Annotated in this window: 20 protein-coding genes and 1 pseudogene; 10 read left to right on the top strand and 11 right to left on the bottom strand. The window is 58.3% G+C overall.

Translation table 11 applies throughout. The annotated features are described in order from the left end of the window. Positions 1 to 746 precede the first annotated feature (746 nt). Positions 747 to 1,214, bottom strand: a complete 468-nt coding sequence (locus tag ACH79_RS00455) for a Phasin protein (RefSeq protein ID WP_161849264.1) — start codon at positions 1,212 to 1,214, stop codon at positions 747 to 749. Positions 1,215 to 1,559: 345 nt separating this feature from the next. On the opposite strand from ACH79_RS00455, the gene ACH79_RS00450 reads away from it, so the two are divergent. Together ACH79_RS00450 and ACH79_RS00445 are read left to right on the top strand one after the other, a co-directional pair. Next, positions 1,560 to 1,985 (top strand): hypothetical protein, encoded by a 426-nt coding sequence (locus ACH79_RS00450; RefSeq protein ID WP_161849263.1) that lies wholly within the window; start codon positions 1,560 to 1,562, stop codon positions 1,983 to 1,985. Further along, positions 1,982 to 2,158 (top strand): hypothetical protein, encoded by a 177-nt coding sequence (locus ACH79_RS00445; RefSeq protein WP_161849262.1) that lies wholly within the window; start codon positions 1,982 to 1,984, stop codon positions 2,156 to 2,158. Before ACH79_RS00450 ends, ACH79_RS00445 begins: the two co-directional genes overlap by 4 nt. Positions 2,159 to 2,163: 5 nt before the next feature. Here ACH79_RS00445 and ACH79_RS43570 read toward each other — a convergent pair whose 3' ends face one another. After that, positions 2,164 to 2,676 (bottom strand): hypothetical protein, encoded by a 513-nt coding sequence (locus tag ACH79_RS43570; protein WP_246738364.1) that lies wholly within the window; start codon positions 2,674 to 2,676, stop codon positions 2,164 to 2,166. Between the two features lie 145 nt (positions 2,677 to 2,821). Between ACH79_RS43570 and ACH79_RS00435 the strand changes: the two genes are divergently transcribed. Next, entirely contained in the window at positions 2,822 to 3,058 is a 237-nt protein-coding gene (locus ACH79_RS00435) for a hypothetical protein (protein ID WP_161849261.1), read from the top strand. Between the two features lie 178 nt (positions 3,059 to 3,236). Here the strand turns inward: ACH79_RS00435 and ACH79_RS00430 are convergent, their stop codons facing one another. The 3 genes from ACH79_RS00430 to ACH79_RS00420 form a co-directional block, all read right to left on the bottom strand. Further along, entirely contained in the window at positions 3,237 to 3,737 is a 501-nt protein-coding gene (locus tag ACH79_RS00430; RefSeq protein ID WP_161849260.1) for a ferritin-like domain-containing protein, read from the bottom strand. A gap of 101 nt (positions 3,738 to 3,838) precedes the next feature. After that, positions 3,839 to 4,219, bottom strand: a complete 381-nt coding sequence (locus tag ACH79_RS43565; protein ID WP_246738363.1) for a hypothetical protein — start codon at positions 4,217 to 4,219, stop codon at positions 3,839 to 3,841. 871 nt (positions 4,220 to 5,090) lie between these two features. Continuing rightward, on the bottom strand, positions 5,091 to 5,288 hold the full coding sequence (locus ACH79_RS00420) for a hypothetical protein (protein ID WP_161849258.1): 198 nt from the start codon (positions 5,286 to 5,288) through the stop codon (positions 5,091 to 5,093). Positions 5,289 to 5,607: 319 nt separating this feature from the next. Between ACH79_RS00420 and ACH79_RS42810 the strand changes: the two genes are divergently transcribed. Then, positions 5,608 to 5,847, top strand: a complete 240-nt coding sequence (locus ACH79_RS42810) for a hypothetical protein (protein ID WP_202639154.1) — start codon at positions 5,608 to 5,610, stop codon at positions 5,845 to 5,847. Here ACH79_RS42810 and ACH79_RS00415 read toward each other — a convergent pair. Beyond that, positions 5,798 to 6,142 (bottom strand): response regulator, encoded by a 345-nt coding sequence (locus tag ACH79_RS00415; RefSeq protein WP_161849257.1) that lies wholly within the window; start codon positions 6,140 to 6,142, stop codon positions 5,798 to 5,800. The two genes, ACH79_RS42810 and ACH79_RS00415, sit on opposite strands and share 50 nt — an antisense overlap. A gap of 206 nt (positions 6,143 to 6,348) precedes the next feature. Between ACH79_RS00415 and ACH79_RS00410 the strand changes: the two genes are divergently transcribed. Continuing rightward, entirely contained in the window at positions 6,349 to 6,549 is a 201-nt protein-coding gene (locus ACH79_RS00410; protein WP_371419351.1) for a hypothetical protein, read from the top strand. A 252-nt stretch (positions 6,550 to 6,801) separates the two neighbouring features. Here ACH79_RS00410 and ACH79_RS00405 read toward each other — a convergent pair whose 3' ends face one another. Next, a complete protein-coding gene (locus ACH79_RS00405; protein ID WP_371419350.1) occupies positions 6,802 to 6,969 on the bottom strand; it encodes a hypothetical protein in 168 nt (55 codons plus the stop codon). 302 nt (positions 6,970 to 7,271) lie between these two features. On the opposite strand from ACH79_RS00405, the gene ACH79_RS00400 reads away from it, so the two are divergent. Beyond that, positions 7,272 to 7,520: a hypothetical protein gene (locus tag ACH79_RS00400; RefSeq protein ID WP_161849256.1), complete on the top strand. Its 249-nt coding sequence runs from the start codon at positions 7,272 to 7,274 to the stop codon at positions 7,518 to 7,520. A 5-nt stretch (positions 7,521 to 7,525) separates the two neighbouring features. After that, on the top strand, positions 7,526 to 7,738 hold the full coding sequence (locus ACH79_RS00395; protein WP_161849255.1) for a hypothetical protein: 213 nt from the start codon (positions 7,526 to 7,528) through the stop codon (positions 7,736 to 7,738). A gap of 6 nt (positions 7,739 to 7,744) precedes the next feature. Here the strand turns inward: ACH79_RS00395 and ACH79_RS00390 are convergent, their stop codons facing one another. Both ACH79_RS00390 and ACH79_RS00385 read right to left on the bottom strand, forming a co-directional pair. After that, entirely contained in the window at positions 7,745 to 7,969 is a 225-nt protein-coding gene (locus ACH79_RS00390) for a hypothetical protein (protein ID WP_161849254.1), read from the bottom strand. 654 nt (positions 7,970 to 8,623) lie between these two features. Beyond that, a complete protein-coding gene (locus ACH79_RS00385; protein WP_161849253.1) occupies positions 8,624 to 8,965 on the bottom strand; it encodes a DUF1236 domain-containing protein in 342 nt (113 codons plus the stop codon). Between the two features lie 418 nt (positions 8,966 to 9,383). Between ACH79_RS00385 and ACH79_RS00380 the strand changes: the two genes are divergently transcribed. Then, complete coding sequence (locus ACH79_RS00380; RefSeq protein ID WP_161849252.1) at positions 9,384 to 9,533, top strand: hypothetical protein; 150 nt, start codon at positions 9,384 to 9,386, stop codon at positions 9,531 to 9,533. 1,080 nt (positions 9,534 to 10,613) lie between these two features. Here the strand turns inward: ACH79_RS00380 and ACH79_RS00375 are convergent. Further along, positions 10,614 to 10,823 (bottom strand): hypothetical protein, encoded by a 210-nt coding sequence (locus tag ACH79_RS00375; RefSeq protein WP_161849251.1) that lies wholly within the window; start codon positions 10,821 to 10,823, stop codon positions 10,614 to 10,616. Next, a pseudogene (locus ACH79_RS00370) lies at positions 10,820 to 11,343 on the bottom strand (SOS response-associated peptidase family protein); the annotation flags it as partial. The gene ACH79_RS00375 and the pseudogene ACH79_RS00370, both read right to left, overlap by 4 nt. Positions 11,344 to 11,772: 429 nt before the next feature. Between ACH79_RS00370 and ACH79_RS00365 the strand changes: the two are divergent. Together ACH79_RS00365 and ACH79_RS00360 are read left to right on the top strand one after the other, a co-directional pair. Beyond that, a complete protein-coding gene (locus tag ACH79_RS00365; protein ID WP_161849250.1) occupies positions 11,773 to 11,976 on the top strand; it encodes a hypothetical protein in 204 nt (67 codons plus the stop codon). A 710-nt stretch (positions 11,977 to 12,686) separates the two neighbouring features. After that, positions 12,687 to 13,358, top strand: coding sequence for a hypothetical protein (locus tag ACH79_RS00360; protein ID WP_161849249.1), 672 nt, complete (start codon positions 12,687 to 12,689; stop codon positions 13,356 to 13,358). The last annotated feature ends 49 nt before the right edge of the window (positions 13,359 to 13,407 follow it).

The following is a 13,407-nucleotide window of genomic DNA, read 5'->3' as shown; positions in this document are numbered from 1 at the left end:
TTCCATCTAAAGCTCTATTTTGCAGTGTCGCTGCGGTGATTAGCTGACTACTGGCTAAACTTGGATCGGGCTTGGAGCCCGCCGGCGAGGACAGTACCGCATCAAATCCGCCGCTAGCAAAGGAAAACCAATGGCCGGTGCTGTCATTGCGTTCCGGCGCGGTTAACCTTTGTTGTAGCGAGAGACGGCTGTCCGGTGCTGTAATTCCGGCGCGGCCCTTTGTGCTGGTCACATGCAAGGGCTGGCCTCCAGGGGCCTTGGCTCCACTCCTCAGCCCCCACCGGAGCTGGGGCTCTTGGTGTAGAGACATCACTCACTCTCGGGTCAAAAGTTTCGTCGTAGGTCAGAGCGGCTCACTTTTACGGAGCCGGCGTCGGAGTCATGGTCTGCCGCCGACCGCGACATAGATGCCGCACTCGCGGCGTCGGAGGCCTCCGGTTAGCGTCGGCGCGCTCACTGACGGCCGCCCCGTGGTGAGCAGGAGACGGCTCCACTCACCCGGGAGCCGTCTCCATCGCGGAAGCGGCTGTCCCGTCCCGTCTACAAAACCACAGATGCTAAGCGGGATCATTCTTAACGAAAACGGCCCCTGGAGCCCAGGAGCCGTGAGTTTTGAGTCGTCTCACATCGAGTGTCCGCGAGATTACTCAATTCTCTGTCCGCTTCTTTTGCATCTTGACGATCAGGTCAATCATACCGAATGACAGCCGCTTAGGTGTTGCGCGGCCGGGCTGAACGGCTTGAAGTCATCGTGAGAGTGCAGCCAGTTCTGTCGACTGCTTCACCACCATGTCGGCCCGTCTTTTTGTAAATTCTACAACCGCGTCGACGAATTGGAATGGCGACCTGATCGACAGAAGCTTCTGGCTGAAATCAAAAGCAAATCGCATGTTGGCTTGTGTCATTCCCAGAAGCATCACCTGATAACCCAACATGTTTCCCGTCGCTGAAGCAAAATCAAACCGTCGCATCTGACCGGGGCCGTGTTGCACCGGATTCGCAGCGATGGGAGCTTCTTGTTTCTCGACGTTGGGAGCTTCCTGTTCTGGATCGCCATGACGCTCAGGTGGCGACTCAATCGGCCCAGCCGCAACAGAGCGCAATAGATTGTCTTTCGCACTTTTAACAACATCCTGCTTAGTCCTATGGGCCCGCGTGGCTATGGCGGGGCTGCGGGCGCGCTTTGACGACTTGGCTGGTTTACGCTTACTCATCTGAGGCTCCAAAGGTCGTAGATCTTTGAAAAGACAACAGACGTCGCGATCTAGCGTTCCAAAACGCGAAATTATGGGAGCCTTCCTCCAGCAGTTGGAGTGGGCAATTTGGCTGAAAGCCTTAATGACCGGTTGGTGGTATTGGACGGTGGTTTGGTCGGCTTGGGGTCGAAGCTCTAACTAAGATCGGGCTTAAAGCCCGCAGGCATCCCGGGCACGTCGTCCGGATCTGTGACATCGACCTTGTTGCAGGCCGGGCAAGGTGCGCCAGCGCCGCCGCAACCGCAGGCCCTGTCACCCAAGAACTCTCACGCTCTGCGTTAGCTTCACGAACGTTCCGCTCTCGTGCAACTCAAGCCAGCCGCGGGACATGGCGAACTCCAAACCGGCGCCGTACTCGGCGGGCGTCGCCTTGTCTACGAACAGGAATGGACCGTTGATCTTCTCGATGTAGATGCGGTCATCCTGGAGGGGTTCGAAAGCCCGCGCATGCTCCATAAAGCAGATCGCGGGGGTCCGGCGTGCATGACGGAAGAAATCGTGAAATTGGGCACGGCCGGCGCGATCTGCATCGTCCTGCTCTGGGTGATTTTCAAATCTGAGCAGCGAGACAAGGCAAAGGACGCGCGGATCCAGATGCTCGAGAACAAGTTGAATGAGAGTTACGACGAGCGGATCGCCGCTGCCGATACCATCGCCGAATCAAATGTCGGTTTGCGCAACGCGCTTGATGCGCTGACGATCGAGATCAGGGCGAGGTTGGTTAAATGAGGATGATCCTCGACAATATCCGCCGCATCTTTTTCGATGACGGTCGCGATGATCGCGATTTCAGCGAGCAGGAAAAGCGCCTTCAGGAAGTGCTCGCGCACCTGCATGACGCAGCCAACAGCGTCAAGAAAGGCGCCGAGCTGCTCGCCGACCTGATCAAGGCGCGCGCCTAGACCAATCAATGCAGAAGGAAAGCTGAATGGGCTCGCATCGTTGCCGGCAGCGGACCCTCGGCTGCCTCGGCGCCGTGCTGCTGTCGCCTGTCTTTGCGCAAGGGATCGAAGGCAGGCGTAGGCATGCGGGATAAATAGGCAACCGCTCGCGAAATGCGAGTCGGAGTTAGACTTCGAAGGGTCAACTGACGCCGATCGCGGTCCTCGTGTCGCTCAACGAAATCAGAAATCGTAGAGGGAAGCTCGCGCATCTGCAGATCGCAGCGACGACGTAATTCGGCCGCGACGTCTTCTGAAACGTCTTCCGACCAACGTTCGGCGGTATTGAAGGCGACGACGCGGATCGGGTTGCTATATTGGCCGGTCAGCAGGTCCCGAATTACCGTCTCGAGGTCGGTGGTTTCGTAATCGGCTTCGCACCAGGCGTAGCCAAATCGACCGAAATCGTCCGCCACCAGGTAAACCGTTTCATCATTGTCGTTCGGGACTATCGACGGCGTCCAACTAGACCTACGCATCATGAACTCCACGCAATACGAGATTGACCTGAGCTGAATCGTTCCGACCGCGAGCCTCCGCCTTCCCCCTGTTCCTCCAAGCCGAACAATCGGAAGTGTCGAGGATTCTCCCTTCGTCACCAGATATAACAACGGGAGGATGAGTGTGGCAGTCAACAAACCGGTAAGCGACAACGCCAGGAAAGGCGCAGTGAAGAAGCGATCGCAGGTAAAGGCCAAGCCGGGCGGCGCGACGGCCTGGACAAAGCGCAGCAAGAAGTCCGGTGAGTTCATCGCGGTGAAGAAACCGGCGAAAAAGTCCAAGGCAGCCAAAAAATTCGAGGGCGTGCGGGTCGAAAAGAAGGCCGGGAAGAAGAAGGCGCGCTCTGGCGGCCGGCGGTAAGCCGCACTCGGGAGTGTATAGAAAAAACGGCCCCAGCGCGGGGGGAGCTGAGGCCGTCGTCACAGTAGTGTGCCGTGGCGACGGCACTAAATTCTCATTTTTCCCAGCCTGTTTGGTTCCGAAGAGCTGCTCTTTGCTAGCATGCGATAGCTTCGCCAGCTTTCTCAGACCCGTGAAGTTAGGCGGCCTTGCGCTCCTCGACCGTGAGATAGTCTTGAGTCACCTTGCCAAGATTGGCATCGATCCAGGCGGCCATTCGCTCTTCTTCCCTAAGGTTTGCTTCCAGAAGGGGACGCGCCTTTTCCTGGCTCGCCGGACCACATAAAGTCAGCAACGACTTGTAGGCGGCGATTTCAAAGTGCTCGAAGGCGTTGTTGGCGAAAGTGTTCTTCAGGATCTCATCACCGGCCATTGCGTTGGCCATGGCTGTCGTGTTGGCCATCACCGATGAGGTGGCGTCCTTTAGCGTGGAAGAACTTTCACCGCACGATTCGAGGCATTGCTCCAATCTCTTGAGCTGCTCGTTAGTCTCGGCCAGATGATTTCTCACCTTGGCTTGTACGTCCGGATAGTCATCCAGGCGCTCCGATTGCCTTTCCATCATTTCTCGGGCGTGCACCTCCATCGCATGTGCGTTGCGGAGGCCCACTATGAATACGTCTCGTGCTGTCGTTGTCATGTCGCATCTCCCGTTGGCATGCTGAATCAAACCGAATTATGCCGCTAGGTTCCTAGCGGATAGCGAGCTCAGCGCGGCCGATGTTCGCATGTCGCATAAGGTCAGGCCGACCATTTGTCTTCTTCACGCCTGGCCTCGTCGTCATTGAGGCGCTCCACGATTTCGTCAGCGACGGCGGGATTGTCCGCATCGGCGATGGGAGTACCGTCCTGCTTCTTTATCTTCTGACCTTCGGCATCCACGGGAAAGTCTTCGGGCCGTAGTGGCTTCTTTAAATTCGATGCCATGTCTTCCTCCCCGGTCGCGCTTGCGCGTTGCTGCTCTAGCTTAGGCTCCACGCGAGGAATGGTTCCTACAGCGCCGAGAGGCATCTGCGCATTGGCCGCAGCAAAAATAGGAACGAAGGCTGCGCCTAAAAAATTGCCGTTCTTCAATAGGTATAGGGAGAACGACCATGAAAGTATCAGCGATTGCGGTAGCATTGTTCTTTGCGCTCGGCTCAACGTTGGCCGTGGCCCAAGGTGCCGGGGGCGCAGGCGGCGCGGGAGCCGGCGGCGCGGGAGCCGGCGGCGCGGGAGCTGGCGCTGGCGGCGCGGGTGCTGGCGCCGGTGCCGGCAGCGCAGGTGGCGGGGCCGCGGGTGGCGCAGGTACTGGCTCAGGCGCAGCCGGCGGAGGAGGCCCAGCCGGAACAACTGGAGCAGCTGGCACAACCGGTAGCCCTGCCGACGCGAGCACGCCCGACCAAGAGATGAAAAGGAAGAAACAGTAATCGGTCCGGCTTGCCGGTCCGGCGGGGGTCTTTGATCAGCTAACAATTGTTATAGCCGGGCCCGAAGGATAGGCGCAGCTTCATAGCGTCAGCCGGCGCCTAGGCGCTTCGGGCTGGCGGTCTCCTCAAGGGCCTCAGTCTGGATCGCGCGGTTCAAGCCGGGCGATCATGCTGGGGCCTTTGCGGTATGCAGCGGCTAAACCTCGTGAGCCGTCGACGACGAGCGATCTCGAGCGCCGGCTCGGCCGTTAGGAACGCGAATGCAGGTGGTGGGTTGACGAATGTCGCACCGTATCCCCCCAGGGTGCGATAACCAAGAAGGGCCCCAGCCCCGCCGCGGGGGCCCTTCTCGCGTTCTTATGCCGATGCGCAATCGGCCGAGACGGGAGTTGGCTGCTCAACACGGTTCGCCTTCAATAGCACCGGTGCCGATCAGCCATTCTCGCTCTTTTGCGAGCAGCCGGTAACAGGCTGCGATGTCGGCATATCGCTTTCTCAGCGCGTCAACGGTAGCCGCTGCGGCGAGCGCTTCGAATTCGGCCGCTCTCTCCAAATACTCCGCGACGCTACGCACCTTGCCCTCGTCACTCCGGGGGTCGCAAGCCGGGCGACTTCAGCCACTCGTGAATATGTGCGGCGGTCTCGGCCTGCCGGGCCTTGCGTTCGAGGTCATGCCGCTCCGGGCCGGGCGGTAGTTTCTCAGCTTCCGCGCGTAAGTGTTCGGCCTCCTGGGTAAGGTCATCGGGGAAGGACACGATGTCTTTGAAACGGCGTCGCTGCATGGCGCTACTCCACTCCGTGAGCCTGGCGGGAGCGCAATCGGCGTCCTCATCACCGATAGCTGCCGTAGGGTCGTGCGGTCAGGGAAACATTTTTGCGCGCTGCCAAGCGCGGGAGCCACCGGTTTATTTCGTTTCCCCCGGGAACGTTTTGACTTCGGCTCAGGTGGCGGCATTTGAGTAGGGGCGGACAACGTGCCGCGCAGGTTGCTTTCGCGCAACGAAACACCCGCGCATCTTTGGCACTTTCGGTAGGGAGATGTTCACTGCGGAACTCTCGCTGGCGTGGGGAGTTCCAATTTCGGAAACTCGGAGACGCCACATGCAAGCAGCCATTGATCGCGTGATGCAAAGCTACGGCATGATGGTGAACATTACGCCGGTGCAGGAGGCTGAAGCTCGGCAGAAGGTCTCCAATTTCCTGAGAGAAAAGGTTGGAGACGAGCGCACCCTAGCCGTCGAAGGGCTCAAATATTTGCTTGGCCACGAGACAAAACCCGACGACGGGCCGCTCACCTCAGCACCGCGTCCAATAGCTGCTGCGGCTCATAGGGCTTCATAAAAAAGTGGGTGTCGTGCGGGACCAAGGGCGCGCTGTGTCCTGAGACCATCACGACGTTGAGGTCCGGGAATTTGCGCTTGGCATACTGCGCAAGTTCGACGCCGGACATCCCTCCACCAAGCTGTACGTCGGTAACCAGCGCCCGGAGTTCAGTGCCTGTTGAAGCTAGTACAAGTTCCGCGGCCGCTGCATCGTCACACTCCACCACCTCAAGCCCCTCGCTTTTCAGAAGGTCAGCCAGGCACGTCCGCTGGAACGGATCATCCTCCACAATGAGGGCTACGAAGTTCGACATCATCGCCTCCGGAAAAGAAATCAAATCCTGGAATTCGCAATAGTTGCAATCCGGCCGGCTGGCGTTCGGATGGACTGGTTCTCCTGACGCTTTCGGTGAAGACGTTATGCGGGGAGGGGATCTGTTTGGATCCAACTTGTGTGCACTCGTGGACATACGCGCGCGTTAGTTAGCGGTACGTTGTTGCTAACGGAAAGGAGCGCGCCATGATTATCAAGCGGCGTCGGTTCAAACAAACAAGACCGCTTAAACAACGGCTTCTCGAGGAGGCCCAAAATCTCCGAGACGAGGCGAAGCTGCTACCCTATGGACCCGTTCGCGATGCAGCCATGACAAAGGCGCGGCAGATCGAAGCCGCGGCCCATATGGACGACTGGCTTAAGTCGCCCGGCCTACCGCCGCCGTAGAAGACGGACCGATTTAATTCGACTCCCCGCCTGAACGCCGGCTAAGCCGTTAGGAACGCGATCTAGAGTGGTGGGGTGGGCGATGTCGCATTCTGGCGACGCCTCCTCAGTCCAAGAAAAGGGTCTCAGCGGGTTGGCTGGGGCCCTTTTCGCGTTCAAGGAGAAGCAACCACCAAACTGGGCAGATTGGCGAGCCCTAAACGGCCTCGTAAGCTGATGGCTGCTTTGCAGGAGCCTTCGGAATTTTGAATGTCATGGGGAAGGTGCTTGCCGACAGACGCGGTAGTCCGATTGCTCTTCGGACAAGCGTCTTTCAATAAATTGACGCTCAAGATCAGTAAGCTTGGCTTGGAGCAAACGCCGGTAGCGGGCGACATTATTGCGATGAGTTCGCAAGCGAGCCAGTTTTTCGTCCATCATCGTCGTCATCCTTTGACGGTCGTTACAGCTTTCCCTTTGGCTAGAGGGGCGGTGCCCCGGCGAAAAAATTAGGCGCGGGCGGCAACCTGTCAAGAGGATTGGAGGCGCAACCACGGGAGACCTTGATCAGCCCAACATTTGTTATGGCGGGATAAGAAGAGGTGGCGCAGCTTCGTAGCGTCAGCCTGCTGGAGTGTCAGGCTGCGGTTCTTCCTCAAGGGCCTCAGCTCAGCCGTCTGAGCTGGGGCCTTTGCGCTCGGTTGGTGAAGATCTTTACTCGGCGAAAGTAGTTTGAGGGCCCCATGCCACGTTACTATTTTGATGTGCGTGAGGCCGGCAGCCTCGCAGTCGATGAGGAGGGAATAGAGCTGCTGGATATCGAGGCTGCGCAGGAAGCGGCGGCGCGATCGCTGGTGGACATGGCCAGGGATGCGCTTCGCAGAAATTCCGGGGATTCCACCCCCCACAATTTGGCAATCGAAGTCCGCGATGTAGCCGGGCCCCTGCTTCAGGCCAAATTCACCGTCGCTGCAGACCGGCCGATACGCTAGGGCTTATGCCGCAGCTTTATCTGAGCGAGGGCAACGCAAGTGCGGTTCGCCGTTGCAATCAGTCGCGGCGGACGGGGGAGGCTATCAGCGTCTCCGGTCTGGACCTGAGCGGCAGCTTCGCGACCTTCACAGGCATTGTGCAATCGGTCGAGATCACTCAAGACATGGCTAAGGAGAAGCGCTTCCTGGTGACGATCGACGAGGTTGGCGCGACATGAAGGATTCTACGTTGGGATGCCGATTTCCTTAACCGCCTGCGCAGAGATGTCGGCCGGCTCACGGATGCCAGTCTGTGCGACTTCGACGATTTTCTTGGCGAGAAGCTCAGCCAATGGATCGCCCCGGTCAACGATGCCGATGGCTCGCAATGCTTGCTCATAGGCGGTCGTCAAGCGGCTGATTTCTTCGGGTCCCCTCGGCAAACTTTGCAACAGGCGATAGATGGGCATCGGTTAAGGCCGCTCAGAGGCGGCCCGACGCACGACGTTTCCGGACGACACGCGTCGGGCCATGCCACTACGGTTCACCCCCGGAATGGCCTCATCAGACTGAAAGTGATTCTTGGCGAAAATGGGCGCGGAGCCTTGGACCAGAGACAGGCTGAACGGCCGCATTTGCGCGGCCCTTCGCCGTAAACCGCGCTAGCCCGGTAAGCCTACAGTTTTCAAGCAGTAAGATCACGGTGCTCCGCGGCGGAACTTGGATTGGGAAAAAGATGCAAACAGGGACTTTCTCTCAGCTATCACGCTAGCCAGGAGGCACTTGTCTGGCTGGAATGGAAGCAACTTTGCATGGCCTCGGCGCGCGGCTCGCGCTCGGACTATTTTTCTGACTCAGCGACTTTAGATGAGGAATTTGACTCCGATCATGTTTTCCGATCGCCAAATAGCTCTGCACCTGATGCGGTCTGAGGCGACCGCCAAGGTAAATTGCGCCGGAAGCTCGATTGCGCTACCTAACTGCAAGAGCGCGCCAGTCTCAGACTGGTTACGAATGAGGCAGGCAATCTCGTGCTCGCTAAACTCAATGCTTCCAGCCTTCATACTCACGTCGTCCTAACGTAGGGATGCGGCCCGTTACCGAGCCGCATCTTCACGAGCTACCTAGTCGATTTCTTGAACAACCGTTCGGGTGCCGGGATCCACCAGCATCACTCGATCGCCGGAATAGATGTAGCGATATTTGGTGACGGTGGGTCCCCAATCTGCGGGCACTGCTTCAAGCTCGACGCTAGCCGGGACCTTAGCGCCCACGACAATTCTTTCCTGTGTCGTCACGGGTCTAACCTTCTTCTCGGTGACATAACTCTTGATCTTGGTCCGATACTGCGGCTCGATCTGTATGGCCGCATTTCCAGTGCCGGTCGTCGTCGTCACAGTGGTCTGAGCGTTGGCTGCGGTAGCCAGCAGCGAAGCGGCCGCGGCAATTATCAAAACCCTCTTCATCGCAATCTCCTAGGCCGCGTTAGTGCGGCGTTGCACAACGCGAAAGAGAGAGCCAGGTTCCTATTTCTCCCGGCCCTGCGGAGCGATCGCAGCTCTCCATTGCACCTTGGCTTCCAAGGTGCGCACGGGGCCGATAGCGGATTGTCGGCGATGCGGCTGGTGCCGCCATTTACGATGAGGATAGGAACCGGGAACAAGTGGTAGTTGGCTTGCGTTTTCTGGTTGAGGGCACAATGAGGAGGAAGCGTACATGCCAGTTTTGTTGCTTTGGGCCGTTCCAGCCGTGATCGTTGTCGGCGGTGTCGGATACTATTTGGTTCGTGCTGTTCACTAAGCTGAATTACTAGAGGGAGGGAAAGGTCCGAGTCGGAACACCGACCGGGCTTTTCTCAGCCGCCCATTGGAAGGACGATTTGCGATGGCAGACAAACGTGCCTTGAAATTGATTGGCATCATGTTTGCCGCGTTGACCTTAATGGTTATCTCGACGGCGGCTGTAGTCGTGGCCGGTCACGCCGCGAGCAGCGTCAACGCCAAATATCTCGAATTGGGGGACGTTCGTGAGTAGCTCACCGGGATGGACGATGCAGTGTGCGAGCGCGACAGTTATTGTCGCATTCGCTACGAGCATGTGGATAGCAGGACAACGCTTCATTCAAAACGGGGCTAACAAGCAGCCCGCGCCTGTTTCGAACTCAAACTCAGCATTGTCTTGCGATCGGGCTCTGATTGGTGAGGATCGAACAGAGACTACAAACCGGCACGTTGGGTCATGTGCGCGACACAGACGTGTGCTTTCATACACGTAAGAACTTGCTGGAGTGACCTATTTCCAGGGGCTCCAGTTTTCCCAATTCCCGGAACGCAAACCTATCTCCTCCGTTTTGAGAAGGAGGAGGAAGCCATGCCCGTATTCATTCTCTGGGCCGTCCCGACGGTCCTCGTGCTAGGTGGCATCTACTATTTTCTTCGTGTGGTGCACTAGGGATTGCGTTGAGCCATTCCGGCGATGCTGCTGGGTCTCTCCGATCGACTAGCATTGCCGGAAGCCCAGCGCCGTGCTCCTCTTGCCCCGCGGCGCTGGGCCCAGAGCAGGCGCTTCCGTGGCCGGAACTTCGGGAAGAAGCGGCAATCGAGCGCAGGATTGTCAGCTACCAGACAGACACATTGAACCCAGACACATTGAACCGCGAACGCATAGAATGCTCCCGTTTCAACACCTAAAATTACTTTCGATCGCCCGGCCCGTTTGCCGGGCTTTTGGTTACCGCGTTGGGTCGCGAAACAGATCGCGCAAAGCAAGGAGCGCCATCATCAGGCGAACAGTTCGAGGCAACACGACTGTCCCCGATTCGACTGCACGCACTAACAAATGTTGGTCTGTTTCTACTTTTCGCAGCTGACCAGCTGAGTTGACGTTCGAGCGTTCACACGGTTTTGCCGCTTTATCCCGGCATGATGATTCGGCGCTCGAAAGAGTGCATCTTGAGGGACGGCTCTGGCACATTAGCCCCCAAGCCCCGCCAGAGCCATTTCATCAAGTCCCGTGCTCGATGTGGGTCAGGCCTCCGGTATGCAGCGATCTAGTGCTGCGATCGTCTTGGAAGTCATCACCGCGGTGGCGGTGGTCGTGCTCGTGCTGTACGTGCTATTCCCGCCCGACTAGCCAGCGGTGCGATGCGAGCTTGAGCCCTGCGCCGTATTCGGCCGGGCTACCGCCGTCGCGGAACAGGAAGGGACCGTTTATCTTTTCGATATGGATGCGGCCCTGAAGTGGCTCGACCGCGTTGGCGATTTCAAGGATCCGACGCGCGGCTTTTTCCGGGTCGGCGTAGGGGCGATCGGTGGCGTGTTTCATGCGGCGGCCTTGTCTTCCTTGTCCACACCGCGCGCAACGATCCTGATTGCATCGTCCGGCAACGGCCGCTGCAGCGCCTGGTCTCGTCCCACGGAGCGCGAATTCAGACGTCGCGCTCCTCGTCTGTCAGCAGGATAACCGGCTTGGCTTTCGGGTGGATCGGTTCGACGACAGCATTCGGCGTAGTGGTGAGAAAGCCGTAGACGTTGTGCGGGCCGGGAATCGGTTTCGATTTCGTCCCCCGGTCGCCCCTGAACTCGGTCCAGATGCCCGCGAAGCAGGTCAGGGGGCGATCATCGTTGATCGCGAACCAGACGACGTCTTTTTTCTTAATCTCCGGGTTCGGCTCCTGCGCGTATTCCGCGAAGCTGTTGAACGGGACCAGGGGATTTCCGGGCTTCAGCCAGCCGCGCCAGTGTGGCGAAGAGGTATTGCGAATGTTGGTCACGGGCGGGCCGCCGGTCCGCGGAGGAGGCGGCATGCCGCAGCGCATCAGAACGAACTCGCGCTCGGCGACGGCGTTCGCTATGTCTCGGTATCGCTGCCGCTTGTGCCGCAGTTGCTCGACGGGGTGCGGGTTTCATGTAGCGCAGATGTGAACGCCGGAAGGCGACACCGAGCGACGCCGGCAGCGGGGCCCCCGCGCACCGTCGTTTCCTTATCTGGTCCGATTGGCGATGCGCTGCCAATCGGCCGAGGAATTTGGCGAGCGATTGAAACGCCGCTACGACCGCCAGCGGCAGGGCATGGCACCACCTGGCCGAGCCCGCGCCGAGGCCGGTGCAGGATTGATCGCATCACCCTGATGCGCCGGCACAACACTTTTACGAAAGCCGGGGACAGCCGGGCGCGACGGTTACAAATCGAACCGACACCAGTCCAGCCGCCGAGTTCAATTGGGCTTTCATCACCGGATGGCATCCGGCTAAATCATTGATGGAGGATCGGTATGAACGATGGGGTCGTGGAGGCCGCAATTGGCGGCGCAACACTCGCCGCCGGCACCGCAATTTGGCTACTTGCGGGCTACCTGATCCAGCGATTTGCCTTCCGAAATCCAAAACCGACCCACGCTACCATCCTTGCGACATCACTGGCCGCTTCGATGTTGCTGTTTTCTCTCGGAGCTTTACTGGCGTTCCATACCCGATAACGATTGCTCGGCGGCCGCAGCATGGCGGGAGCGAACGGGCGCGACGGGCTCCGATAGAAATCCCTTACATAGAGTCGTAAAGCGAACCGACATTGCCATTTTTACCGGTTCAATGTTCTCGTTCCAGCACCAGAGTAAATATTTGCGCATCGCCCGGCGGTCCCTCTAAGACGCCGGGCTTTGCGCGGTGGTCTGTTTTGCAAGTGGCCAATGCCTGCAAACGGCCGTGCCGATTGGAGGGGCCATGACGTGTTTCAACATCGGCGTCGAAATCACCGGTTCGCCAGCGATGCGAGCCGTGGCATTATCGCGCGCGGACTGTTCACAGGCGATGCAAGTCAGGCTTCGGCGTTTAGCGCTTGATATGAGCAAGCACTCGACTAATCCGAAAAATAAAGGCGCGAACTTAGGTAACGCCATCAAACCTAAGTCCGAGGTGCTGCGCGATGCCGGCATGCGACGAAACCACCCCACCGAGTGCAGTACACCGAGTTCGATCATGAAAGTCTGGCGTGATCGCAGGGAACTGCGTAATTTGATGAAGGGAAGCGGGGGGTTGAGGTGGGGACCAAGTCCAAGTTGGCTATCGCAGCCATGGCTATCGTCGTGCCGCATTTGGCACACAGTGAAACACTTCGATGGAATTGCAGCTATTCGGATGGCCACGCCCTCCGGAGTATCAGCCGATAATTTTGCGCTCGAAATTTGCGTTGGACACAGTCACCCGAAAGGCCGTTATAATCGGCAATGCCGGAATGTCCGATGTCGAGGCCGTGGGCGGTAGCCAGGGCATAACGTTTCAAGAAAAGCTGGGCAGCGGCGCGGTCCAGACCACTACCATAGCCAAAGACGGCTCATCCGTTCACAGCCGACACACACTGATCGGCGGAAAGGTGACGCCCTCGCAGTATTACGGCTCGTGTCCCTATGAACATCGTTCGCGGGATGTTGAGAATTCGGTCGTCGCCGCAATCCCGGTGGCAATTGTCGGTGGCGTGGCGAGCCATCTTGAAGCCTTCAAGGAGCAAGACCGGGTCATCAAAAGTTGGACGGAGGACACGAGAATATGGAAAGGCCTCCGATGTGGTAGCCAATTTCTCGGCAAGGATATGACCGCCTACACAAACGAATTTGGCTTGATTGATATTGGCCGCGCAGGCTGTTCTGACGGCAAGTTTCTTACGCGCGTCGATGAAATCCGGGATGCTATGAACCAACCTGCGCCAGCATTGTCCGAGAATTCATATTGGGCGATTTATTTTCCGACCATGGGCATTTGGCTGGTGTTTGCCCTTATCGCATTCGGTGTCGTCAACTTGTTGGGCCTGTGGTTTTTGGCCGTCCGTTCCGCAACACGCTGGATCAAGGCCGAGTTTCAATAAACTCCCTACGGCCCTTGACCAACCGCTTGCGCGCCGGCTGCGCCGGCAC

Source organism: Bradyrhizobium sp. CCBAU 051011 (assembly GCF_009930815.1).
In the GTDB taxonomy this organism is placed as follows: Bacteria; Pseudomonadota; Alphaproteobacteria; order Rhizobiales; family Xanthobacteraceae; genus Bradyrhizobium.
Note: the sequence above shows the minus strand (reverse complement) of the source record. Positions and strands in the feature narration are given on the sequence as shown.

Excerpts from the sequence above, each read along its gene's own strand:
- ACH79_RS00455 (WP_161849264.1), bottom strand. The coding sequence starts at position 1,214 with ATGAGTAAGCGTAAACCAGCCAAGTCGTCAAAGCGCGCCCGCAGCCCC.
- ACH79_RS00445 (WP_161849262.1), top strand. The coding sequence starts at position 1,982 with ATGAGGATGATCCTCGACAATATCCGCCGCATCTTTTTCGATGACGGT.
- ACH79_RS43570 (WP_246738364.1), bottom strand. The coding sequence starts at position 2,676 with ATGCGTAGGTCTAGTTGGACGCCGTCGATAGTCCCGAACGACAATGAT.
- ACH79_RS00430 (WP_161849260.1), bottom strand. The coding sequence starts at position 3,737 with ATGACAACGACAGCACGAGACGTATTCATAGTGGGCCTCCGCAACGCA.
- ACH79_RS43565 (WP_246738363.1), bottom strand. The coding sequence starts at position 4,219 with ATGCTACCGCAATCGCTGATACTTTCATGGTCGTTCTCCCTATACCTA.
- ACH79_RS00420 (WP_161849258.1), bottom strand. The coding sequence starts at position 5,288 with ATGCAGCGACGCCGTTTCAAAGACATCGTGTCCTTCCCCGATGACCTT.
- ACH79_RS42810 (WP_202639154.1), top strand. The coding sequence starts at position 5,608 with ATGCAAGCAGCCATTGATCGCGTGATGCAAAGCTACGGCATGATGGTG.
- ACH79_RS00415 (WP_161849257.1), bottom strand. The coding sequence starts at position 6,142 with ATGTCGAACTTCGTAGCCCTCATTGTGGAGGATGATCCGTTCCAGCGG.
- ACH79_RS00410 (WP_371419351.1), top strand. The coding sequence starts at position 6,349 with ATGATTATCAAGCGGCGTCGGTTCAAACAAACAAGACCGCTTAAACAA.
- ACH79_RS00405 (WP_371419350.1), bottom strand. The coding sequence starts at position 6,969 with ATGATGGACGAAAAACTGGCTCGCTTGCGAACTCATCGCAATAATGTC.
- ACH79_RS00400 (WP_161849256.1), top strand. The coding sequence starts at position 7,272 with ATGCCACGTTACTATTTTGATGTGCGTGAGGCCGGCAGCCTCGCAGTC.
- ACH79_RS00395 (WP_161849255.1), top strand. The coding sequence starts at position 7,526 with ATGCCGCAGCTTTATCTGAGCGAGGGCAACGCAAGTGCGGTTCGCCGT.
- ACH79_RS00390 (WP_161849254.1), bottom strand. The coding sequence starts at position 7,969 with ATGCCCATCTATCGCCTGTTGCAAAGTTTGCCGAGGGGACCCGAAGAA.
- ACH79_RS00385 (WP_161849253.1), bottom strand. The coding sequence starts at position 8,965 with ATGAAGAGGGTTTTGATAATTGCCGCGGCCGCTTCGCTGCTGGCTACC.
- ACH79_RS00380 (WP_161849252.1), top strand. The coding sequence starts at position 9,384 with ATGGCAGACAAACGTGCCTTGAAATTGATTGGCATCATGTTTGCCGCG.
- ACH79_RS00375 (WP_161849251.1), bottom strand. The coding sequence starts at position 10,823 with ATGAAACACGCCACCGATCGCCCCTACGCCGACCCGGAAAAAGCCGCG.
- ACH79_RS00365 (WP_161849250.1), top strand. The coding sequence starts at position 11,773 with ATGAACGATGGGGTCGTGGAGGCCGCAATTGGCGGCGCAACACTCGCC.